18 protein-coding genes are annotated in these 23,107 nt (G+C 64.7%); 6 read left to right on the top strand and 12 right to left on the bottom strand.

What is annotated here, in order from left to right; all coding sequences use genetic code 11:
* The first annotated feature begins 30 nt into the window (after positions 1 to 30).
* Positions 31 to 987, top strand: a complete 957-nt coding sequence (locus tag EO174_RS07440; RefSeq protein WP_115676396.1) for a GAF domain-containing protein — start codon at positions 31 to 33, stop codon at positions 985 to 987.
* A 215-nt stretch (positions 988 to 1,202) separates the two neighbouring features.
* Here the strand turns inward: EO174_RS07440 and EO174_RS23405 are convergent, their stop codons facing one another.
* On the bottom strand, positions 1,203 to 1,736 hold the full coding sequence (locus tag EO174_RS23405) for a hypothetical protein (RefSeq protein WP_321186582.1): 534 nt from the start codon (positions 1,734 to 1,736) through the stop codon (positions 1,203 to 1,205).
* A gap of 298 nt (positions 1,737 to 2,034) precedes the next feature.
* On the opposite strand from EO174_RS23405, the gene EO174_RS07450 reads away from it, so the two are divergent.
* A complete protein-coding gene (locus EO174_RS07450) occupies positions 2,035 to 4,287 on the top strand; it encodes a methyl-accepting chemotaxis protein (protein WP_126943471.1) in 2,253 nt (750 codons plus the stop codon).
* A gap of 366 nt (positions 4,288 to 4,653) precedes the next feature.
* Here the strand turns inward: EO174_RS07450 and EO174_RS07455 are convergent, their stop codons facing one another.
* Entirely contained in the window at positions 4,654 to 5,574 is a 921-nt protein-coding gene (locus EO174_RS07455) for an oxidoreductase (protein ID WP_126943432.1), read from the bottom strand.
* A 48-nt stretch (positions 5,575 to 5,622) separates the two neighbouring features.
* Entirely contained in the window at positions 5,623 to 6,192 is a 570-nt protein-coding gene (locus tag EO174_RS07460) for a TetR/AcrR family transcriptional regulator (protein ID WP_126943435.1), read from the bottom strand.
* 738 nt (positions 6,193 to 6,930) lie between these two features.
* On the opposite strand from EO174_RS07460, the gene mutS reads away from it, so the two are divergent.
* From mutS to katG, 3 genes are all read left to right on the top strand, one after another.
* Positions 6,931 to 9,486: a DNA mismatch repair protein MutS gene (mutS, locus tag EO174_RS07465; RefSeq protein ID WP_343132542.1), complete on the top strand. Its 2,556-nt coding sequence runs from the start codon at positions 6,931 to 6,933 to the stop codon at positions 9,484 to 9,486.
* Between the two features lie 315 nt (positions 9,487 to 9,801).
* Entirely contained in the window at positions 9,802 to 10,413 is a 612-nt protein-coding gene (locus EO174_RS07470) for a DUF937 domain-containing protein (RefSeq protein ID WP_126943441.1), read from the top strand.
* Positions 10,414 to 10,769: 356 nt separating this feature from the next.
* Positions 10,770 to 13,016: a catalase/peroxidase HPI gene (gene katG, locus EO174_RS07475; RefSeq protein ID WP_126943444.1), complete on the top strand. Its 2,247-nt coding sequence runs from the start codon at positions 10,770 to 10,772 to the stop codon at positions 13,014 to 13,016.
* Positions 13,017 to 13,583: 567 nt separating this feature from the next.
* Here the strand turns inward: katG and EO174_RS07485 are convergent.
* Positions 13,584 to 13,991, bottom strand: a complete 408-nt coding sequence (locus tag EO174_RS07485; protein ID WP_119128922.1) for an RNA-binding S4 domain-containing protein — start codon at positions 13,989 to 13,991, stop codon at positions 13,584 to 13,586.
* 289 nt (positions 13,992 to 14,280) lie between these two features.
* On the opposite strand from EO174_RS07485, the gene EO174_RS07490 reads away from it, so the two are divergent.
* On the top strand, positions 14,281 to 15,765 hold the full coding sequence (locus EO174_RS07490) for an MATE family efflux transporter (protein ID WP_126943447.1): 1,485 nt from the start codon (positions 14,281 to 14,283) through the stop codon (positions 15,763 to 15,765).
* 326 nt (positions 15,766 to 16,091) lie between these two features.
* On the opposite strand, the gene rplS is transcribed toward EO174_RS07490, so the two are convergent.
* The 8 genes from rplS to ffh all read right to left on the bottom strand — a co-directional run bounded on the left by rplS (position 16,092) and on the right by ffh (position 22,891).
* Positions 16,092 to 16,499, bottom strand: a complete 408-nt coding sequence (gene rplS / locus EO174_RS07495) for a 50S ribosomal protein L19 (RefSeq protein ID WP_005989873.1) — start codon at positions 16,497 to 16,499, stop codon at positions 16,092 to 16,094.
* Positions 16,500 to 16,643: 144 nt separating this feature from the next.
* Positions 16,644 to 17,402 (bottom strand): tRNA (guanosine(37)-N1)-methyltransferase TrmD, encoded by a 759-nt coding sequence (gene trmD / locus EO174_RS07500; protein ID WP_119128921.1) that lies wholly within the window; start codon positions 17,400 to 17,402, stop codon positions 16,644 to 16,646.
* 66 nt (positions 17,403 to 17,468) lie between these two features.
* The gene (gene rimM / locus EO174_RS07505) at positions 17,469 to 17,981 is read right to left on the bottom strand and encodes a ribosome maturation factor RimM (protein WP_126943450.1); all 513 of its coding nucleotides are present in this window, start codon (positions 17,979 to 17,981) and stop codon (positions 17,469 to 17,471) included.
* Positions 17,982 to 18,024: 43 nt separating this feature from the next.
* The gene (rpsP, locus tag EO174_RS07510) at positions 18,025 to 18,285 is read right to left on the bottom strand and encodes a 30S ribosomal protein S16 (protein WP_011036396.1); all 261 of its coding nucleotides are present in this window, start codon (positions 18,283 to 18,285) and stop codon (positions 18,025 to 18,027) included.
* A 98-nt stretch (positions 18,286 to 18,383) separates the two neighbouring features.
* On the bottom strand, positions 18,384 to 19,181 hold the full coding sequence (locus EO174_RS07515; protein ID WP_126943453.1) for an aminotransferase class IV family protein: 798 nt from the start codon (positions 19,179 to 19,181) through the stop codon (positions 18,384 to 18,386).
* Entirely contained in the window at positions 19,172 to 20,248 is a 1,077-nt protein-coding gene (locus tag EO174_RS07520; protein ID WP_126943456.1) for a nitronate monooxygenase, read from the bottom strand. Before EO174_RS07520 ends, EO174_RS07515 begins: the two co-directional genes overlap by 10 nt.
* A 230-nt stretch (positions 20,249 to 20,478) precedes the next feature.
* On the bottom strand, positions 20,479 to 21,381 hold the full coding sequence (locus EO174_RS07525; RefSeq protein ID WP_241239976.1) for a hypothetical protein: 903 nt from the start codon (positions 21,379 to 21,381) through the stop codon (positions 20,479 to 20,481).
* Positions 21,382 to 21,514: 133 nt separating this feature from the next.
* Positions 21,515 to 22,891, bottom strand: coding sequence for a signal recognition particle protein (gene ffh, locus EO174_RS07530; RefSeq protein ID WP_046342053.1), 1,377 nt, complete (start codon positions 22,889 to 22,891; stop codon positions 21,515 to 21,517).
* Positions 22,892 to 23,107 lie beyond the last annotated feature (216 nt).

Genomic DNA, 23,107 nt, shown 5'->3' on the forward strand with positions numbered 1-23,107 from the left:
TATCAGATGCATCCCAAACGCTGCCGCTCCATGTCGACCGAACTCAGAACCCAAGTCCCCTTCTCCGGCATGGCAGACACCGCGAGCGAGCTGCTTGAGCGGCTTGCCGAGCTGACGCCGCTGAAAACCTGGGTGCTTGCCGAGGTCAAAAACGATCATTGGATCATCCGTGGCTGCACCGACGCCTCCTTCGGGTTGAAGGTCGACCAGTCCTTGAGCTGGCCCGAGTCGGTGTGCCGCAGCATGATCGTCATGGGCGGCCCCCAGTTCGCCCCAGACCTGCAGAAAGTCGAACACCTGGCCCAATCCGCCGTGGCGACACGGCTGGGTATCGCAAGCTACCTGGGCGTGCCGATTCGAATCCCTGGCAAGGTCGAGGGGATGCTCTGCGGGCTGGACAACCGGGTCGTCGACGACAAACTCGAGCACCTCCTGCCGCTGGTTGAAACCTTTGGACGGGTCCTGGCCGGATCGTGGGCCCAGCACCTGGCCGAGGTGCAACGGCTGCCGGCTGATCCGCAGGTCATGGAAAATGCACAACCGTTGGCCGGCCTCCACGATCTCGGGACGTTCCGTGATGTCCTGCAGGCAGCGGCGGATCATCGCCATCGCAACGAGCAAGGCGGCGTATTGCGCTTTGACGTGGACGCCAACAGCTCGGTAGGCGGCGTCGGGCCAGAGCAGAACGTAGCGAAGGCCATTGCCCTGCTGAAGCAGGCCACCCGCCCCCAGGACAGCCTGGCGCAGCTGGCGCGCGGAGAGTTCGCCCTGTTCCTGCCTGGCAGCAGCGAAGCCGGGTTGGTGTCGGTCGCCCGGCGTATCCAGTCGTCCTTGAACGCAGAGGGGCTCAGCGCGCGATGGGGAGCCAGCTGGTTCAAGGAAATGCAGCAGCTCGACAATATCGATCAGCTCATCAAGGTGGGTCCCCTGCCACGCGCAAATCCGGCCGAAGGCAATGCGCATCCGATCCCGTCGGCCGCCCTGTAGGACCGGGCCAAGCCTTACAGGCCGCGGGCACGGAGCGTTGGCAGCGGCACCGCCATTGGCGGGTCAGGAAAATACTTACAGTCACGTTCGTCTATTGCCGATAGTGGATTGCGCTGTTTTCTTCAATGATGGCGTGTCACCCGGCGAGCATCGACAGCCAATCGTCTGACACTGATGTTGGACGAAGGTAGGTGCCTGCCCATCAAGGAGGATTGCTATTGGGCGTCACCGCAATTCGGCACGTGGGCGATTATCTGCTCACTGCCCACAGCGTTCCGTGCGATGGAAAGTTCCTGCCGGAGCTTCTGATTTCCAGGCCCGGCGGCATCACCTTGCACCGCTGCCAACCTGGAAGCATCGCCTTTGCCGATCAACGCGCCGCGTATGACTACGCCAAACGCTGGATGGCGACCTGCCAGGTGTCGAGCACGGGCTCGGTCAGCGCAGCCTAGCAACGAGCAGGCCTGCGACTGCGTCCTCGCCTGCGGGACGCAGCGCTCGATGCGATCGTTCCATGCCGCCAACTGTTCGAGCGTGTAAACCTCGACCGGCTTCGCCGCTGCCGACAAGGCTTTGCGTTGGGCAACCGTCGCCATCAGGGATGACGACAGGCGGTCCTGGCAGCCAGTCAGCGATGCGGGGGCCGGATGCGAGGCGCGCACCGCCTCGAGCACCGCGCCTTGAGCCGCTCTTGCCGCCTGCAGGTCACTCAGTGCATCCGCCACTGCTGCCATCCATTGCGCGTTCACTGCTCCACCTCTTCCACAGTGCCTAGTCGGAAGTGGATAGCCCTGCCATCGGTGTTATCGCGCATCAGCCATCGACAACTGCCGAACCCTCAACTGCATTGCCTTCCCACGCGCGCAACCGCTCCGCCTGACATGCGTCAGGCGTACCCCGACAGCGCGGACGTTTTCTGAAGGGTTAGATTATCGTTTAGTGACAGATATTCCAGTTTTTGAGCAGAGCGCCGTTATTGGGAAACCGATGCCAGGCTCGCTAACCGCGTGAGCATCGATGCCTCTACTGATCTCTTCTGGGACGTCCATGATCGCTTTTCTCCAACGCTTCAACGTCGGCCACCGCCTGGCCGTTGCATTTGGAATCTTGATTCTCCTCTCAGGCCTGCTCGTGGCCACCGGCCTGGGCACCATGGCGAACGCGCGAGCGCAGCTGGACTTCATCGTCCTCGACCGCACCGCCAAGATCCAGGTCGGCAACGGCATGCTGGATGCCAACTCCTCGCTGCTGATCGCATTGGGCACGTATGCCATGGCGACAAGCGAAGAGCTCAACACCGAAGCACTCACCACGATCAACGCGCAGCGCCAGCGCTACCAGGAGCTGCGCACCAAGCTGGACGCGCTGTCCAGCTCGGAGGAAGGGCGGAAGATTCGTGCCGAGATGGACGAGCGTCGGGCGACCTCCGTGAAGTTCAACGACGAAGTCATCGCGCTGGCAGCCAGGAACGAGAACGCGCAGGCCCAGGACATCCTCAGCGAGCAAGGGCGGCCCGCCACCCTCGCCTGGCAGGACAAGATCCGCGAACTGGTCACCCGCCAGGAAGGACAGAGCAGGCAGGCCTACGCAGAAGCAGTCAAGTCGATGGACCGGGGCAAGCTCCTGCTCATCCTTGGCGGTGCCGCGGTCGTGCTGGTCAGCAGCCTGCTGGCGTGGCTCATCACCCGAAGCCTGACCCAGCCGCTGGCACGCGCCACGAAAGCGGCTGAAGCCATTGCCAATGGTCAGCTCGGCAACGACGTGCACACGCAGGCCAAGGACGAAACCGGCCGGCTGTTACGCGCCATGCAAGGCATGCAAACGCAGCTCCAGGCCCTGTTGACCGCGCAGGGCGACATGGCAAAGCGCCACGATGAAGGCCAGACCAGCTTTCGCATGGATGCCCAGGCCTTCCCGGGTGACTACGGCCGCATGGCCGAGGACACCAATGCCCTGGTGGCCTCGCACCTGGCCGTGCAGTCGAACCTTGCACGGATCATGGGGCATTACGCCATCGGCGACCTGAGTGAGAGCATGGAGCGCTTGCCTGGTGAAAAAGCAGTGCTGACGCAGACCATGGACGAGGTCAAGGCGAACCTGTCTGCCATGAACATCGAGATCAAGCAGCTGGCGCAGTCCGCGGCCAACGGTGACTTCACCGCGCGCGGCGATGCCGATCGCTTCCAATATGATTTCCGCGTCATGGTGGAGAGCTTGAACCTGCTCATGGCCACCGCGGACGGCAACCTGCAATCGCTGTCGTCGCTGCTGCAATCCATCGCTGCAGGCGACCTCACCGCGCGCATGACGGGCGAGTTCAAGGGGGTCTTCGCGCAGATGCGCGACGACGCCAACGCCACCGCCGCGCAGCTTGCAGAGATCGTCGGACGCATCCAGCAATCGGCGGTGTCGATCAACTCGGCGGCCAGCGAGATTGCCGCCGGCAACCAGGACCTGTCGCAGCGCACCGAACAACAGGCCGCCAACCTGGAGGAGACGGCTGCCTCCATGGAAGAGCTGACCTCCACGGTTCGCCAGAATGCGGAGCACGCACGCCAGGCCAACCAGCTGGCCATCGGTGCCGCAGGCGTGGCCTCCCAGGGCGGGGAAATCGTCAGCAAGGTGGTGGGGACCATGGCCGGCATCGAGGCCTCGTCCAAGAAAATTGCCGACATCATCTCCGTGATTGACGGCATCTCGTTCCAGACCAATATCCTGGCCTTGAATGCTGCCGTGGAAGCGGCGCGGGCTGGTGAGCAAGGCCGTGGGTTTGCGGTGGTCGCATCGGAAGTGCGGACGCTGGCACAGCGTTCCACCGCTGCGGCCAAGGAAATCAAGACCCTGATCGACGACTCTGTCGAGCGCGTCACCGAAGGCTCCACGCTGGTGCATACGGCGGGCACCACGATGGCCGAGATCGTCTCCAGCGTGCAGCGCGTCACCGACATCATGGGTGAAATCTCTGCGGCCTCGCAGGAACAGTCGGCCGGCATCGAGCAGGTCAACATCACGGTAACGCAGATGGATGAAACCACGCAGCAGAACGCGGCCCTGGTTGAGGAAGCCACTGCCGCTGCACGCTCCATGGAAGAACAGGCCGTCCAGCTCACCGAGGCCGTTGCGGTGTTCAAGATTGACACCACCGCGATGTCGCCATTTGTTCAAACCGCTGCACTCGTCTCCAGCAGGAAGCCGGCGGGCCCCAGGTCGCTGCCTTCGGTTGCACGTGCGAAGGCGAACATCATTGCCCCGCAACAGGCTGTTTCCTCGACTGTCGCCACGGATTGGCAGGAATTCTAGCCACCGTCTCAGGAGGCCCCGCACTGCCGGGCCTCTGCCGCCCAGAAACATGCTCCTTTGCGATTCCTTTTTTCTACCGGAAATGCAGCGCAAGCGTCCCCGGCGCCAGCCTCCAGTGATGGATGCCTTGCGCCCAATCGTGCGTTCGCATCATCCGGCCTTATCGAGTTTCCGGCGCGCTTGCGGGCAAAAAGCATCCCGTTGACTCCATTGGTTAATAGCGTTGGCCGACAAGGTCCTCGCTCCTGCGCCATGGTTCAGCCGCGCGTGCTGCATCCATCGCATAGGGACGATAGCCTTCCGACAAGCCATCGTCCTGCGCGGCGTTGAACTCGGTAGAAACCTGGCAATCTTCGCAGTATCTGCTCAGATCGCAGGCAGGCCAGGGTCGATTCCGGTCATGGCGACAGAGATGTCCCACAGCCGCCTGGCAAGCGCCGGGTCTTCAGCTTGCGGGGCGCGTCTGGCCTCTCCGGCCACACCCCTGATCCCGCGGAAGCCGGTGGGGCCGTAATAGCCGCCGGGCTTCACGGGCCCGGTCGCTGCCAGCAGGGCCGGCCACGCGCCCTTCGCAGCACTGTTGAGCAGCAGGCCGACAAGTGGGCCCATCACCTGGATGGGGCCCATGTGCCGTCCCAGGCTGGTGCTGGCCACGCCGGGGTGGGCACCGACAGCCATGATGGGCGACCGGGTCGCGCGTAGGCGCCGGTCCAGTTCGAAAAAGAACAACGCATTCGCCAGTTTGCTCGCTCCATAGCGATCGCCCTTGGAGTAGCTCCGCTCGGCGTTGAGATCATCCCAATCGAGGGTTGCCTTCAAATGCGCGATGCTGGACGTGACCACAACGCGCGAGCCGGGCGTCTCGGCCAGCTTGGGCAGCAGCAATGAGGTCAGCGCAAACACCCCGAGATGGTTGACGCCGAACTGCGATTCGAAGCCCTGCTTGGTACGCATCAGCGGCGGATTCATGATGCCGGCGTTGTTGATGAGCACATTGATGCGTGGCTCCTTCAAAACATGTGCGGCGGCTGCACGGACGCTATCGAGATCGCCCAGATCCAGTGGCAACCATGCAAGATCGGCACCGGGTGTCTGCCGCTTGATGCGCGCAATCGCCGCATCGGCCCTGCCTTGCTCGCGGCAGCCCAGCAACACCCGCGCGCCCCGCGCGGCGAGTACCCGGGTGATCTCAAAGCCCACGCCTGCGTTGGCGCCGGTGACGATGAAGCATTTTCCCGCCTGGTTCGGCACATCTGTTTCGGTAAAGCCGCTTTGATCAAGCAACATGGGTCGCTCCTGTTTGAGTGAGTGCTTACGCATTTAACTGGCAAAAAATTAGGCGGCAGACCCCTTCCAGAAAAGGTCGAATCCGGCCCGTTGAATCGCCTCGCGCCCGGCGGGGTTTGCCACGATGGCGTTCATGGTGATGTCGGCAAGCTCGAACAACACGGTGTCGATGTAGAACGTGAGCCTGTCAGGCGCCGAATGCTCCGCAAGACACCTCTCCACGAGTGAGCGCGCGTCGAGAAAAATCGAGTGGCAGCGCAGGCGGCTTTCGGTCGTTACACGGTCCGAGACCTTCAACTGCCGTAAGGCGTTGCGTGCCGCCGCATGCTTCAGCCCCCAATCGATCAGCCGACTCCACACCACGAAAAGCCGGTCGTGGGCGGATGCGTCCGCCGGGTACGGCCCCGCCATCGAGTCGGCAAGTTCGCCTTCCAATGCCAGGAACAGCGCATTGAGAAGGTCATCCTTCGTGGGAAAGTAGGTAAACAGGGTTCCTTCGGACACGCCTGCGGCCTTGGCAATCTTCGAGGTGGGCGCCCCAATGCCCAACTGCGCGATGAGCGCACATGCGGCTCGAAGAAGCGCATCGCGCTTTTCTTCGCTCAGGGGACGCGCCATGATCTGCCACCGTGTAATGAGTGATCACTCAATCATCTTAAACGGAAGCATTTTTGTCAAGGTTTAGCTCGACGGTGCTGTTCAAGATCATGTCTGCGCTCACCGACGTAATGCGCGTCGTACAAAACTCAGGAGGTTCTTTCGCCGCCGTCATCCAGAGGCGATACGTCATTCTCAACATGCACCTGAGCCTCGGACACCCATCGCTGATGGGATCCCATGTCGGCAGATGGGCGGTTCTCTCCCGTGCCTCGCAACACCGCCAACTCATCCCTGGCGACGGCACAGGCGCTCCTCAAGGCCGCTGTCAGTAACGTTACCCGGCGCGAAGCGACGCACGCCCTGTGGGCCACGCCGAACCACTTCAGAGGTTATGGTCCGCTTTCCTGCATAGAAGCCGAACCCGGCAGGCGCCCACTGGAACCGATGGGCGGCCCCTCTCGATCGACAGCTCAAGGATTTGTCGATGGCTGAGCTTAAACTTGAGCCCATGCCAACTTGAGGCGGCCCCTGGTTCCGTCGCAACATCTGCGCCACTCCAAGGCCTCGTCCGTTTCGTCGCATATCGATCCGATCTCGTTCGGAGGGTCGCCGCAACGGCGTCGCGACAAAACTCACCGTCACTCGCCGCTACCGACCCTGATTGACCGCCACATCCCGGAAGAACATTTCTTGCAAAGCACTGACACAAAAGAAAAAACCAAGAACACCGGCGGGGCTGCAGAGCACACCCCGCTCATGAAGCAATTCTTCGCCGCCAAGTCGGACTATCCCGACCTGCTGCTGTTCTTCCGCATGGGCGATTTCTACGAGCTGTTCTACGACGACGCGCGCAAGGCGGCGCGGCTGCTCGACATCACCCTGACCCAGCGCGGCAGTTCCGGTGGCGCGCCGATCCCGATGGCCGGCGTGCCGGTGCATGCCTACGAGGGCTACCTGGCCCGGTTGGTGGCGTTGGGTGAGTCGGTGGCGATCTGCGAGCAGATCGGCGACCCGGCGCTGGCCAAGGGCCTGGTCGAACGCAAGGTGGTGCGCATCGTCACCCCGGGCACGGTCACCGACGAGGCGCTGCTGGACGAGCGCCGCGACACGCTGCTGATGGCGATCGCGCGCAGCAAGCAAGGCTATGGGTTGGCCTGGGCCGATCTGGCCGGCGGGCGTTTTCTGGTCAATGAAGTGGATAGCGTGGATGCGCTGGAAGCGGAGATCGCGCGCCTGGAACCGGCCGAGCTGTTGGTACCCGACGAGGACAACTGGCCGGAATTCCTGCGTGGCCGCGTCGGCGTACGGCGGCGGCTACCGTGGTTGTTCGACGCCGACAGCGGCCGGCGCCAGTTGCTGGCCTTCTTCAAGTTGCACGACCTGTCCGGCTTCGGCATCGACGACAAGCCCTGCGCTACCGCCGCCGCCGGCGCGCTGCTGGGCTATGTCGAGGAAACCCAGAAACAGCGGCTGCCGCATCTGACCTCCATCGCGATGGAAGTGGCCAGCGAGGCGATCTCGATGAACGCGGCCACGCGCCGGCATCTGGAGCTGGATACACGCGTGGATGGCGACACCCGCAACACCTTGCTCGGGGTGCTCGACAGCACGGTTACGCCGATGGGCGGGCGCCTGCTGCGGCGCTGGCTGCACCGTCCGCTGCGCCTGCGCGAGGTCCTGGTACAGCGCCACCACGCAGTCGGCACGCTGATCGACAGCGGCGCCGACGCCGACGTGCGCGAGGCCTTCCGCGCGCTTGGCGATCTGGAACGCATCCTCACCCGCGTGGCGCTGCGCTCGGCACGCCCGCGCGATTTTTCCACCTTGCGCGATGGTCTGGCGCTGCTGCCGAGAGTGCGCGCGATCCTTGCGCGGCTGGATTCGCCGCGCCTGCAGGCGCTGCATGCCGAACTCGGCGAGCACGATGCCACCGCGCATCTGCTGCTCAGCGCGGTGGCCGAACAACCGCCGCTCAAGCTCAGCGACGGTGGCGTGATCGCCACCGGGTACGACGCCGATCTGGATGAGTTGCGCCGCCTGTCCACCAACGCCGACCAATTCCTGATCGACCTGGAACAACGCGAACGCGCCAGCAGCGGCATCGCCACGCTCAAGGTCGGCTACAACCGCGTGCACGGCTACTACATCGAGATCAGCAAGGGCCAGGCCGACAAAGCCCCGCTGCACTACAGCCGCCGGCAGACGCTGACCAATGCCGAGCGCTACATCACCGAAGAACTCAAGAGTTTCGAGGACAAGGTGCTGTCGGCGCGCGAGCGCGCGTTGTCGCGCGAAAAGCTGCTGTATGAAGGCCTGCTCGATGCACTCGGCGGCGAGCTGGAAGGCCTCAAGCGCTGCGCGAGCGCATTGAGCGAACTCGATGTGCTGGCCGGCTTCGCAGAACGCGCGCAGGCACTGGATTGGTCGCGGCCGGAACTGGACAACGCACCGTGCCTGCGTATCGAACGCGGCCGCCACCCGGTGGTGGAAGCGGTGCGCGACCAGCCGTTTGAACCCAACGATCTGGAGCTGCACGCCGACCGCCGCATGCTGGTCATCACCGGCCCGAACATGGGTGGTAAATCGACCTACATGCGCCAGAACGCCTTGATTGTGTTGCTGGCGCATATCGGCAGCTATGTGCCGGCCAGCCGCGCGGTGATCGGGCCGATCGACCGCATCCTCACCCGCATCGGCGCCGGCGATGACCTTGCGCGCGGGCAATCCACCTTCATGGTGGAAATGGCCGAGACCAGCTACATCCTGCACCACGCCACGCCGCAATCGCTGGTGCTGATGGACGAGATCGGCCGCGGCACCTCCACCTACGATGGCCTGGCATTGGCCGATGCGGTGGCACGCCATCTGGCGCATAGCAATCGCTGCTACACGCTGTTCGCCACGCATTATTTCGAGCTCACCGCACTGGCCGACGAATCGCATGCCGGCGGGACCAGCGGTATCGCCAACGTGCATCTGGACGCGGTCGAACACGGCGAGCGCCTGGTGTTCATGCATGCGGTCAAGGACGGCCCCGCCAATCGCAGCTTCGGCCTGCAGGTGGCCGCGCTCGCCGGCTTGCCCAAGGCCGCCGTGACCCAGGCGCGTCATCGCCTGGCCGAACTGGAGCAACGCGGCGGCGAAAGCCATGTCGCACAGATGGCACCGGCGGCACTGGATGCGCCGCAACAGTTCGGTTTGTTCACTGCGCCCTCTTCCGCTGCGCAGGAAGCACTGCAGGCGCTGGACCCGGACGAACTCACGCCCAAGCAGGCACTGGAAGCCTTGTATCGGTTGAAGGCGTTGCTTTGAGTGCGGGGATTGGGGAGTCGGGATTTGGGATTCGTAGCAGCGCAGCTTGCTGCGCTTGCGGATCTGTTACGGCGGCAAGGTTGGTTGGTCGTTTGAATGCTGGTTGGAGGTTCGTCACGGCGTAGCTGCATGACTGATGCTTGCGGGGCCTGATAATCCATTGCTGCTGCAGGTTTGCGTGGTTGCTTCAATGCTGCTTTGCGATACGCCGGCTCGCGCTGCATCGCGCGCTGCGCGATGACGTGCAGCGCGCGGTTGCCCTGATGGCGCGACGGGCGCACGCTGCCGCAACGTTTTGTCCAACCGGAGACACCGATGACCACGTCCGCCTCGTTGACCGATCAACTTGCCGCGCAGTTGCAGGGCCCGCAGTTGCAGCAGCTCGCCAGCCGGCTCGGCATCGCGCCCGAGCAGGCGCAATCGGCGGTGCAGACCGCGCTGCCGCTATTGATGGGCGCGCTGGGCCGTAACAGCCAGCAGGCCGGTGGCACCGATGCGCTGCTGGGTGCATTGCAGCGCGATCATGCCGGCAGCCCGGACATCGGCAGCCTGCTCGGTGCGTTGCTGGGCGGCTCGGCCAGCGGTGCGCAAGGCAATGGCGCCGGCATCGTGGGGCATCTGTTCGGCGACAAGGCACCGCAGGCCGCCGCAGGCCTGGGCCAGGCCACCGGGCTGGAAACCGGCAAGGCCAATCAGCTGCTGCAATTGCTGGCACCCATCGTGATGGCGTATCTGGCCAAGCGCTTCCTCGGCGGCAATGCCGCGGCCAGCAGCCAGCTCGGCCCGGCCCTGGCGCAGGAACAGCAGCGCGCCAGCAGCACCGGGGTCAACGGCCTGCTGAGCAGCGTGCTGGATCAGGATGGCGACGGAAAGCTTGGACTGGGCGATGTCATGAAGCTCGGCGGCAGCCTGTTCGGCAAGCGCTGACATCGCGCGCGCAGGTTGGGGACATCGGCGCGCCATCCATAGCGCCTCGCTATCGATATGGTTGAATAATTCGAATTCCCCAACCGATCGATGCTGCTTATCGTGTGCACACCCCGCCACGATGAGCCCGCCTGACGCGCATGTCTGCCAGTCACACTCTGCACATCGCCCCATACCGGCCCCTGCAGGCAGGCGCTAGCATCGCCATACGCGGCGACGCTTCTCGATGCCCCCACGGCCGCATGTGCGCCGTGGATGACCACCCCTGACGCATTGCCCGCCCTTTCAATTCCACCAGCGCGTGTCCGCAGTTTCGGCACACAGCTCCCCAGGTGCTCACGCACACAGGTATTGCCATGACAACCGAAGCAAAGTGCCCGTTCAACCACGCCGTCGTCGGTACCGGAACCACCAACCGCGATTGGTGGCCCAAGCAGTTACGCGTGGACCTGCTCAGCCAGCATTCGAGCAAGTCCAACCCGCTGGGCCAGACCTTCAACTACGCCGAGGCGTTCAAGCGCATCGATCTGGCCGCACTCAAGCAGGAACTGCGTGCGCTGATGACCGACTCGCAGGACTGGTGGCCGGCCGACTTCGGCCATTACGGCCCGCTGTTCGTGCGCATGGCCTGGCATAGCGCCGGCACCTATCGCATCGGCGACGGGCGTGGCGGCGGCGGTCGCGGCCAGCAGCGCTTCGCACCGCTCAACAGCTGGCCGGACAACGTCAGCCTGGACAAGGCGCGCCGGCTGCTGTGGCCGATCAAGCAGAAGTACGGCCAGGCGATCTCCTGGGCCGACCTGATGATCCTCACCGGCAACGTCGCGCTGGAAAGCATGGGCTTTACGACCTTCGGCTTTGCCGGTGGCCGCGAGGACACCTGGGAGCCGGATCAGGATCTGTACTGGGGCCGGGAAACCAAGTGGCTGGGTGGCGACGAGCGCTACTCGCGCGGCTCGCCCGGCGTGGACGAGGCGCACGGCGTGCTGGTGAAGGACGACGACAGCGAAGTGCCGCACACCCGCGACCTGGAAAACCCGCTGGCCGCCGTGCAGATGGGCCTGATCTACGTCAACCCGGAGGGCCCGGACGGCAAGCCCGACCCGGTTGCCGCCGCGCGCGACATCCGCGACACCTTCGCGCGCATGGCCATGAACGACGAAGAGACCGTGGCGCTGATCGCCGGCGGCCACACCTTCGGCAAGACCCATGGCGCCGGCCCGGCCGACAACGTCGGTGCCGAGCCGGAAGCCGGCGAGCTGGAAAGCCAGGGCCTGGGCTGGCACAACCGCTACGGCAGCGGCAAGGGTGCCGACACCATCACCAGCGGCCTGGAAGTCACCTGGACCACCACCCCGGCGCAGTGGAGCAACGACTTCTTCGACCACCTGTTCAAGTTCGAGTGGGAGCTGAGCAAGAGCCCGGCCGGTGCGCACCAGTGGGTGGCCAAGAATGCCGACGCCATCATCCCCGATGCGCACGATGCAGCGAAGAAGCATCGGCCGACCATGCTCACCACCGATCTGGCGCTGCGTTTCGACCCGGCCTATGAGGCCATCTCGCGTCGCTTCCACGAACACCCCGACCAGTTCGCCGATGCCTTCGCCCGCGCCTGGTTCAAGCTCACCCACCGCGACATGGGACCGCGCTCGCGTTACCTGGGGGCGGAGGTGCCGAGCGAAGAACTGCTGTGGCAGGACCCGGTGCCGGCCGTCGACCACCCGCTGGTTGATGCGCAGGACGCCGCCGCCCTCAAACAGGCCATCCTCGACTCCGGCCTGAGCGTGGCGCAGCTGGTGTCCACGGCGTGGGCATCGGCGTCGACCTTCCGCGGCTCGGACAAGCGCGGCGGTGCCAACGGCGCACGCATCCGGCTGGCACCGCAGAAGGATTGGCAGGCCAACCAGCCCGAGCAGCTGGCGCAGGTGCTGGGCACGCTGGAGCGCATCCAGGCCGACTTCAACGGCGCACAGTCGGGTGGCAAGCAGATCTCGCTCGCCGACCTGATCGTGCTGGCCGGTAACGCCGCGGTCGAGCGCGCAGCACAGGCCGCAGGCCACAGCGTCACCGTGCCGTTCGCACCCGGCCGCACCGATGCCTCGCAGGAGCAGACCGATGTCGAGTCCTTCGCGGTGCTGGAGCCGGTGGCCGATGGCTTCCGCAACTACGCCAAGCAGCGCTACGCAGTGCCGGCAGAGGCACTGCTGATCGACAAGGCACAGCTGCTGACGCTGACCGCGCCCGAGTTGACCGTGCTGGTCGGCGGCCTGCGCGTGCTCGGCGCCAATGTCGGCGACTCCAGGCACGGCGTGTTCACCACCCGCCCCGGCGTGCTGAGCAACGACTTCTTCGCCAACCTGCTCGACATGCGCACCGAATGGAAAGCCACCTCCGAAGCGAAAGAGGTGTACGAAGGCCGCGACCGCAGCACCGGCGAACAGAAGTGGACCGGCACGCGCGTGGACCTGGTGTTCGGTTCCAACTCGATCCTGCGTGCGGTGGCCGAGGTCTACGCCAGTGCCGATGCGCAGAAGAAGTTCGTGCACGACTTCGTTGCCGCCTGGACCAAGGTGATGCAGCTGGATCGTTTCGATCTGGCCTGAGGCGCAAGGCGCACGCACGCCTTCGTGCGTGCGCCTGCAGCGGTGTTGAAATACACGCAAGAGCTCGACTCGGCACACTGCAGACGTCCGTGGAGCGGCTGGTCTGCGGCTTGGCTGCAAGGCCCTTGCCCGCCCACCATCGCGGGACACGCCGCAAGTACGTCCTTGTAGGCTCTTACGCGGCCTCCATGCCGCGTAAGGTCCCGCGACGGTGAGCGGGCAAGGGCCAGGCGGGATGGTCGGTGTGCTTGGTGAGAGCAGGCACGGTGCTCTGGTGTTCTGATAAAGAAGCGTCAGCCAATTTCCTAACGCAAGCCGATCAACGACAAGCGCTTAAGCAAACAACCGATCAGCTATCTGGTGCGGTGTCCTCGCCAAGTGCGGAACCGTGGGGCGGCATGGATGCCGCCACCGAGCCTCCAGGGACGGATTCACCGCGTGTCCCGCAATTGGTGAGGGCGCCGCACACTCGACTCAGCTGGGAAGCGCCGTTTCCTCTTGCGTCAACAACAACGCTCTGGGTGTTTTATGTCCATCACCCAATTCGCAGCGGACAACCACGCACTGCTACAACGCGTCGATATCGCCCAGTGCGTTGATCAGCCGGCGTGCACGCTTGTCCGGCTTGCCCTCGGGTGCGCGGTAGCCGGTGCGTTCGGCGGCACGCTGCAGCCGCCATTGTGCACGCGCCTCGCGTGAGGCATCGCTTTCCAGGTACAGCGTCTGTGCGACCGGTGCCGGGCCACGCACATCGCTCAGCGCGGCAACGGTGATCTCGAAGATTTCGCCACCGCGGTCGATGCGCAATTGCTCGCCGGTGCGCAGGGTGCGCGAGGGCTTGGGCCGCTGGCCGCCCACATCCACCTTGCCGTTGTCCACCGCCGTCTTGGCCAGGCTGCGCGTCTTGAAGAAGCGCGCCGCCCACAGCCAGACATCCAGCCTGACCGTCGTCGCTTGTTCCACCAGTTGAGTCATCGCGTTGTGCTTGCCGTCGGGTCCAATGGGGCCACAAGCCGCTGTCGTGATCGCCGCTGCTGCGGCGCCTCGCAACGGGCTGCGTTGAACAAAAAACATTTGGGCACCTTCGCCGGAACTCAAGCATGGTGAGCTGCAGGACCTGGCACGCGACCACGCCCTGGCTGACCGATACAGGCAGAACCGCAGAACCGGTGGCCTGCCCCGCGTCCTCGAAACGCTGGGCAACCGCATGCCTCACACAAGCCAATGCTAGTGTTCGCAGCTTCCGTCCCACGGCGCGTCTGCGATGCCCAAATCCGCTGTCCTGACCGAAGGCCCGATCGGCAAGAATCTGCTGCTGTTCGCGATGCCGATCCTTGCGGGGAATATCGCGCAATCGCTCAATGGCTCGATCAACGCGATCTGGGTAGGTCGCTACCTCGGCGAGGCGGCGCTGACTGCGGCAGCCAATGCCAACAGCATCATGTTCTTCCTGATCGGCTCGGTGTTCGGCATCGGCATGGCTTCGACCATTCTGATCGGCCAGGCGATGGGCGCGCGCGACATTGCGCAGGCGCGCAAGGTCATGGGCACCAGCGCCAGTTTCTTCGGCGGGCTGTCGGCGCTGATCGCGGTGCTGGGCTGGTTTCTGGCGCCGCATCTGTTGACCGCAATGGGCACGCCGCCGACATCGCAGACGCTGGCCGAGCAGTACCTGCGGGTGATCTTCCTGGCCATGCCGCTGATCTATGTGTTCGCGTTCCTGTCGGCGGCACTGCGCGGCACCGGCGATGCCCGCACGCCGTTCCGCTTTCTGCTGGTGTCGGTGGTGCTGGACATCGTGTTCAACCCGTTGCTGATCTTCGGTCTGGGGCCGTTTCCGGCATTGGGCATCGCCGGCGCGGCCTGGGCCACGTTGCTGGCGCAGGCAGTGGCACTGGGCGGTTTGCTGCTGTACCTGCGCAGTCAGCGTCATGTGTTGTGGCTGGGACGCGGCGACCTGCACCTGTTCCGCATCGCGCCCACGATCCTGCGCGCGCTCATCGTCAAGGGCGTGCCGATGGGCCTGCAGATGGTGCTGATTTCGCTGGCCATGATCGCGATGATGACGTTGGTCAACGGCTTCGGCACCGACACCGCCGCCGCCTACGGCGCTGCGTTGCAGCTATGGACCTATGTCCAGATGCCGGCGATGGCGCTGGGCGCGGCATGTTCGACGATGGCGGCGCAGAACGTGGGCGCCGGATTGTGGACGCGTGTGGATGCAACCGCACGCACCGGCATCGTCGCCAACTTCCTGATGACCGGCGTGTTGATCGGGCTGCTGATCGTGTTCGACCGCTGGGCGCTGGCGCTGTTCCTGCCGAGCGACAGCCCGACACTGGAGGTTGCGCGGCATCTCAATCACATCGGTATCTGGTCGTTCCTGCTGTTTGGCGTGAGCTTTGTGATTTCCGGCGTGGTGCGGGCCACTGGCGCGGTGATCCCGCCGCTGCTGATCCTGGCCTTCGGTCTGTGGGGCGTGCGCGTGCCCCTGGCGAACGCCTTGATTCCGCACCTGGGAGCCGATGGCATCTGGTGGAGCCTTCCGATCAGCTCGGTGTGTTCAATGCTGCTGTCGCTGGCGTACTACCGCTGGGGCGGCTGGCGCAAGGCACGCATGCTGACCACGCCAGCGCATCCGGCGAATCCGGCGGAGCTGGCCGCCGCCGCCGAAGTACCGGCGCATCCGGCCTCGCCGGTCGCCGATACCGCGCCGATCGCAGCATTGCCGCAGCACCGCCAGCGCTGATGTCGGCCGGCATCACCGGGCAGCAGTATCGACCGAAATCAAGCCAGGTCTAACCCAGCAGCCGGATGCCCTGTTGGGATGATCGATCCAGCGCATGGCCGCCTGGTGAGTGATCCACTCGACCAATCCACGGAACAGCTGGCGGAGCAGCTGCCAGGACGTCGTTCCCTCGACCAACACAGCACGCGCTCGCCCTCAACGCATGCCCCACCGCCCAATCCCCAATCCCCAATCCCGATTCCCGATTCCCGATTCCCGATTCCCACAACGCAAACGGCCGCCCGAAGGCGGCCGTCTGGCATCAGCAGGACAAGCCTGCCGGTGACTTACTCAGCCTTGGCAGCAGCCTGGCGAGCAGCCTTGGCCTGTGCAGCGGCGGCCAGATCTTCCTTGATGCGGGCGGCCTTGCCTTCCAGACCACGCAGGTAGTACAGCTTGCCGGCGCGAACCTTACCGCGACGCTTCACTTCGACCGAGTCGATGATGGCGCTGTGGGTCTGGAACACGCGCTCGACACCGAAGCCGTGCGAGATCTTGCGCACGGTGAAGGCGGAATTCAGGCCGGCGTTCTTGGTACCGATCACGACGCCCTCATAGGCCTGCACGCGCTCGCGGTTGCCTTCCTTCACCTTGACGTTCACCACGACGGTGTCGCCCTGGTTGAACTCGGGAAGCTTGCGCTGAATCTGGGCGGCTTCGAAGTCAGCCAGGATGGTCTTGTTGAGTTTGCTCATGATGGGCACCGCGTGTCTGGTGATATTGGACCGGCAGTCGCCGCACGGCGATTGCTCGAGGTTCGTAGGAGGGCCAGACGCAAGGCTGGCCAGCAAGCCGCATATTGTACCCCAATCGATATTGCAAGAGCTAGGGGTGAGCCCTTATTTCTCGTCGCCTTGGGCGAGTTCGCGGCGAAACTCGTCCAGCAGACGGCGATCGTTCTTGTCCAACCCGGCCTCGTCGAGCAGGTCCGGGCGACGCAACCAGGTCCGGCCCAGCGACTGCTGCCGACGCCAGCGCGCAATTGCAGCGTGATTGCCCGAGCGCAATACCTCCGGTACATCGCCCCAGTCATGGGTCGATGGATGGCTGTAGTGCGGGCAGTCGAGCAGGCCTTGCGGGCCTTCGAAACTGTCCTGGGCTGCGGATTCGGCGTCGTTCAACACCCCTTCCTGCAACCGCGTCACCACATCCACCAGCACCGCCGCGCCAAGCTCGCCACCGGACAACACGTAGTCGCCGATGGAGATTTCCATATCCACCGCCTGCGCCAGAAAACGCTCGTCCACGCCTTCGTAGCGCCCGCACAACAACACCATGCGTGGCAACTGCGCCAGCTCGCGGGCAAGCGGCTGGGTGAGCGGCCGCCCCTGCGGGCTGAGATAGATCACCGGCGCCGGACGCGGGTCCGCCGCTTGCACCGCGTCCAGACAGGCCCGCAACGGCTCGATCAACATCACCATGCCGGGCCCACCACCGAACGGACGGTCGTCCACGCGGCGGTAATTGCCCTGCGCATGCTCGCGCGGATTCCAGCCCTGCAATTCCAGCAGGCCACGCTCCTGCGCCCGCCCGACCACGCCGAACGCTGCGCATTGCGCAATGAACTCGGGGAACAGGCTGATGACGTCGATGCGCACTAGCGGGAGTCGGAAATCGGGACTGGGAATGGGTAGAGCAAGCGCGGAGCCGGGGCACCGCCTTGATCAGAAATCCGGATCCCAGTCCACCACGATCAGGTTGGCGTCGAAGTCGACCGACTTGACGAAATCCGGCAGCACGAACGGCACCAGCCGCTCGCGATCGCCGCGCACCACCATCACGTCGTTGGAGCCGGTGGAGAACAGGTGCGACACCGTGCCGAGCTTGACGCCCTCGACGGTTTCCACCTGCAGCTCTTCCAGATCCACCCAATAGTATTCATCGGGCTTGGGCGGCGGCAGCACGCTGCGCGAGACATAGATCTCGGTCCCGTGCATGGCTTCGACGGTGTCACGGTCGCTGACGTCCGGGAACACTGCAATCAGATTCTTGCCCTGATCGCGTCCACGGACGCCACTCACGACCGACTCCTGCCCCGAGGGCGCCCGCACGATCCACGGTTGATACCGGAAGATCGCACTGCGCGGCTCGGTCCAGGATTCGAGCTTGAGCTCGCCCTTGACACCAAAAGCGCCGACAATCCTGCCTAACAGGATGCGGCGCTCGGTCGGCTTCATCTGCGTCGACTCTGGGCCGGGCGGTGACGCCCGGCCCTCAAGATCAGGCCGCAGCGGCCTGGGACTTGGAGGCTTCGCGATACAGGTTACGCACCTTATCAGTCAGCTGTGCGCCCTGGCCGACCCAATGGTCGACGCGTGCGACGTCCAGCACGACGCGCGGTTCTGCGCCCTGTGCAACCGGGTTGTAGTAACCCAGACGCTCGATATTGCGGCCATCGCGCGCGCTGCGCACGTCGGTCACGATGATGTGGTAGAACGGACGCTTCTTGGCGCCGCCGCGGGTCAGTCGAATCTTGACCATGGTGTCGTTTTCCTAAAGTTGCCCAGTCGCCAGAATGGCGCGGTAAGCCAGCGATTATAGCGGGCTCCGGCGGCGAAGCCAAGCCACCCCCAATTCGCTCAGATCCCTTGCCAGGCCTGGGTCTGCAGGGCCCGCTCCAGCAATGGCAGTTGCGCGGCCTGCGCCGGCCACGATGCCGCTCCGGCTTGCACGATCGCCTGCTGACCACGCGCATTGCAGCTGAACACCCCATCGAACCCGTCCAGCTCGCCCAGCGTAACCGGGCGCGACTCCTGCTGGATCCCGAGCATCTGCAGGCCTGCCTGCAGCAGACGCTGCTGGGTGCCTAGCAGCGCCGGTCCTTGCGGCCACACCACCCTGCCCTGCTGCCACAGGCCCAGATTCCAGAAGGCACCTTCCAGCAGATGCTCCTGGGCGTCGACCAGCAGGGCATCGTCGTAGCCGGCCACCAGGGCCTGGCGACGCAGGTGCAGCAGCGCGAAGGTGCCGACATGCTTGTGCCGGGGTTGCTCGCGCACATGATGGACCGGCTGCACGCGTAGTGCGGTGGCTGGCATCCGGGCGGCGGGCGCGATGGAGATCAGCACATCGAGCGCAAGCTGCCGCGATGGATCGCGCAGGTCGAAATCCTGCGCAAACACAGTGATGCGCACGCTGGCATCGGCGCAGTCCGCAGCCGACAACGCAGCGCGCAACTGGGCGCGCAGGGATGCCTCATCGATCGCTGCACCGAACAAGGCAGCGCCGTCGTGTTGCAGCCGCTGCAGATGCAGGTCCAGCCCGCGTACCGCACCGGCGCGCACCTGCAACGTGGTGAAGTGGCCGTAGTTGATCAGTGCGGCGGCGCCCAGTTGCTGCGCTGTCGCCACTGCACCGTTGCAGAAGATCAGCGGCACACCAGCGCCTGCGCCTGCGCCCACCACTGGGTCACCAGTTGCGCGGCAGGCTGGGCCGGCGCCATCCAGGCCGATTGGCCGGCCCAGGCCTGCATGGCGTCCAGGCGGTTGTCGCGCGCGGCGGCCTGACGCATCGGCGCGGTCAGCGCGCGCTGCACCGGATACGGCGCCGGCACCGGTGCCTCTGCGGCGGCGGAGGCATGCACATACGGCGTGGCGAGCGCACGCCCCAGCCGGCCGGAAAATGCGCGGGTCGGCTGGGTCTGTTCCGGTTCGGCCTGGGCCAGGGCATCGGCCCAGGCGCTTGGCAGCGCCGCCTCGGGGGTGCGCAGCAGGCAGGTGCCGATCTGCACCGCGCTCGCGCCCAGCGTCAGCGCCGCGGCAATGCCGCGCGCGTCGGCGATGCCGCCTGCGGCGATCACCGGGAGATCGAGGTGATCGACCAGTCGCGGCAACAAGGCGAACAGCCCGGTCATCTGCCGCTCGGCACGGCCGGCGTCGAACGCACCGCGATGCCCACCGGCCTCGGCCCCCTGCGCAACCACCGCATCGGCACCGGCCGCCTGGGCCGCACGCGCTTCGTCCAGCGTGGTGGCGCAGGCGAACCAGGCGATGCCGGCGTGCTTCAGGCGTGCAACCTGGTCAGGCCGAAACACGCCCATGATCGACGAGGCCACCGCAGGCCGCGCGGCGAGCAAGGCCTCGAACTGGGCATCGAAGTCGGCAGGCGCCGCATCGCCCGCACCCTCGGGAACCGGCGGCCCCCAGTGCGACAGAAACTTACGTACGCGCGCCTCCGCAGCGGCGTCGCGCACCGGTGCCGGATCGGGAATCCATAGATTGACCTGTGCAGGCCCGGCGCTTGCGTCACGGAAGGCCGCCATCCACGCCACGATGTCCTGCGGCTGCGACAACACCGCGCCCATCGCACCCATGCCGCCGGCCGCAGCAACCGCCGCCGACAACGGCACCGGGCAGGCGCCGGCCATGGGGCTGAGCAGGATCGGCATGCGCAGCCCGAATTGGTTACAGAAAGAGTCAATACGACCTAAGCAGGAATGGCTCATCCAGACTTTGAAGATGTCACGACCAAACCACAGTATGCATTGACGCATCGGCCAATGGACATTGAGCGCCTTGCAGCGCAAGCAACGAACTCTGTATACCCGGCTGAGCTCCACAAGGCAATGAAATGCCTGCCCGACGGCACCTAACATCACTACTGAAAATGGCTGGCAATAAATTGCCAGTACTTCAGCAAGGAGGCGGGCCTGCAACTCGCAGGCCCGCCAATCAACTAGATGCCAAAGTGAATCGTTCCGCGCAAAGGCGTCGTGCGATTATCGCAATACTGTTCAAAGTCCGCGTACAGCTTGACCACGTTGGCCTGGGCATCTTTCTCAATAGCACGCACGTTGAGCGTGCCACGATTTTCATTGCACCCTCGTCCGTTACCAGTGAAGTCCAATCCCGCATGAGTGCCATCTGCGAAACGTCGCGTAGGGTAACGCCCAGGCACCAGCGTCTTCCCTACAGGCGCAGCGATACTCGCATACCAATCGTCACGCAGGCCTGAAGCGGAATACCGCAGGTATGACGCGTTTCCATCCAACACGAAGATACTGGTGTCGTTGTAATACATCTTTCCCACGCCGCCGCCCACGTAATCATCGCTACCGCTCGTCAACTTCAGCGATAAGGGCGGTGCGTTATAGCTGATGATGCCAGCAAGTGCTGGCGCCTTACTCTGCTCGCATCGCTGCAGGAACGTTGCCTCCAGCTTGTCCACGTTGCCAGCGGCATCGAATGAAATCTGCCTGACCGTCACCTTCCCCCAGATTTCGTTACAGCCCCGCCCGGTACTGGATACGTCAAGACCAGGGGAACGCCCGGTCTTGAAAGCTGACCGTTCGGCGTTCGCATAAGTGCCTGGAGCCAGAACGCTGCCGACCGGAGCGGCGATTCTTATATACCAGTATTCGCCAGACGCACCATCGGCAGTAAACGTGAGCCGATCCTTGTTCCCTGACATGCCGAATTTTGCATTGGCATTAGTCAAGACAGCAGACTTTCCCTGACCAATATAGTCACCAGCGTTGCTGGAATAAGAAAAGATTGATGCCGCACTACATGCAACCGACAATCCAATACCGCTAAGACTGACCGTAAACTTGCAAAAAAATCCTTTAAATCCTTTCATGAATCCTCCGATGATTAGATTGCTCGTCCGCGAGCAATCGCGCCCGTCCGCGGGCGCGCAATCCTAACATCGAAGTGATTTCAATACTCAGCGGGTGATGCGACCAAGCGGACGCATCAGCACACTACCGCACTCAGCGGAACGGCATGCCGCCGCGGCCGCCCATGGCGCCCATCATGCCCTTCATGTTGCGCATCAGGCCCTTCATGCCGCCGCCAGCCAGCTTGCCCATCATCTTTTCCATCTGCTGGTACTGCTTCATCAGCTTGTTGACGTCGGCCGGCTGCATGCCGGAGCCGCGGGCGATGCGGGCGCGGCGCGAGCCGTTGAGCAGGGCCGGGTTGCGGCGCTCCTTCTTGGTCATCGAATTGATGATCGCGATCATGCGCGGCACTTCCTTGCCGGTGACCTGCTGCTTGACGTTGTCCGGGATCTGGCCCATGCCCGGCAGCTTGTCCATCAGCCCATGGATGCCGCCCATGTTCTGCATCTGCTCGAGCTGCTCCTTCATGTCGTTGAGGTCGAACTTCTTGCCCTTGGCGACCTTGGCGGCGAGCTTGGCGGCCTTTTCCTGGTCGACGCTGTGCTCGACCTGCTCCACCAGCGAGAGCACGTCGCCCATGTCCAGGATGCGGCTGGCGACGCGGTCGGGGTGGAACACGTCCAGGCCGTCGGTCTTTTCGCCGGTACCGACGAACTTGATCGGCTTGCCGGTGATGTAGCGCACGCTCAGTGCGGCACCACCACGGGCGTCGCCGTCGGTCTTGGTCAGCACCACGCCGGTCAGCGGCAGCGCCTCGCCGAAGGCCTTGGCGGTGTTGGCCGCGTCCTGGCCGGTCATCGCATCGACCACGAACAGGGTTTCGGTGGGGTTGACCGCGGCGTGCAGCGCCTTGATCTCGTCCATCATCGCCGCATCGATCGCCAGGCGGCCGGCGGTATCGACCAGCAGCACGTCGGCGAACGACTTGCGCGCATCGCTGATGGCGGCGCGCACGATGTCGACCGGCTTCTGCGAGGCGTCGGACGGGAAGAACAGCACGCCGACCTGCTCGGCCAGGGTCTTGAGCTGCTCGATCGCGGCCGGGCGATAGACGTCGGCCGAGACCACCATGACCTTCTTCTTGCGCTTTTCCTTCAGGTGCTTGGCGAGCTTGCCGACCGTGGTGGTCTTGCCCGCGCCCTGCAGGCCGGCCATCAGGATGATCGCCGGCGCCGGCACGTTGAGGTTGAGGTCGGTGGCGGCCGCGCCCATCACCGCGGTCAGCTCGTCGCGGACGATCTTGATCAGCGCCTGGCCCGGGGTCAGCGATTTGAGCACTTCCTGGCCGACCGCGCGCACCTTGATGCGCTCGATCAGCGCCTGCACCACCGGCAGCGCCACGTCGGCTTCGAGCAAGGCGATGCGCACTTCACGGGTGGCTTCGCGGATGTTCTCCTCGGTCAGGCGGCCGCGGCCGCGCAGGCGCTCCATGGTGCCGGAGAGACGTTGGGTAAGGGACTCGAACATGCGCAAGGGACCGCGTGAGGGGAAACGGGCGTCGATTATAGCGGCACCGGCCAATGCGCCGCCCCGGCGGCCCCGCTGCCCGGCCGGTCAAGCCAGCCCGGGACGCCGCCGCACCACCGCCCGTCCATGCGCGCGGCCAGCCAGCGCCGGCGCCGCAATGGACAGAAACCGCGGCCGCGGGACCAGCGGCCGCCCCATCCCGGGCCCGCCCCACCC

Origin of the sequence: Xanthomonas sp. BRIP62418, assembly GCF_003993495.1 — a bacterium.
Taxonomy (GTDB): domain Bacteria; phylum Pseudomonadota; class Gammaproteobacteria; order Xanthomonadales; family Xanthomonadaceae; genus Xanthomonas; species Xanthomonas euroxanthea.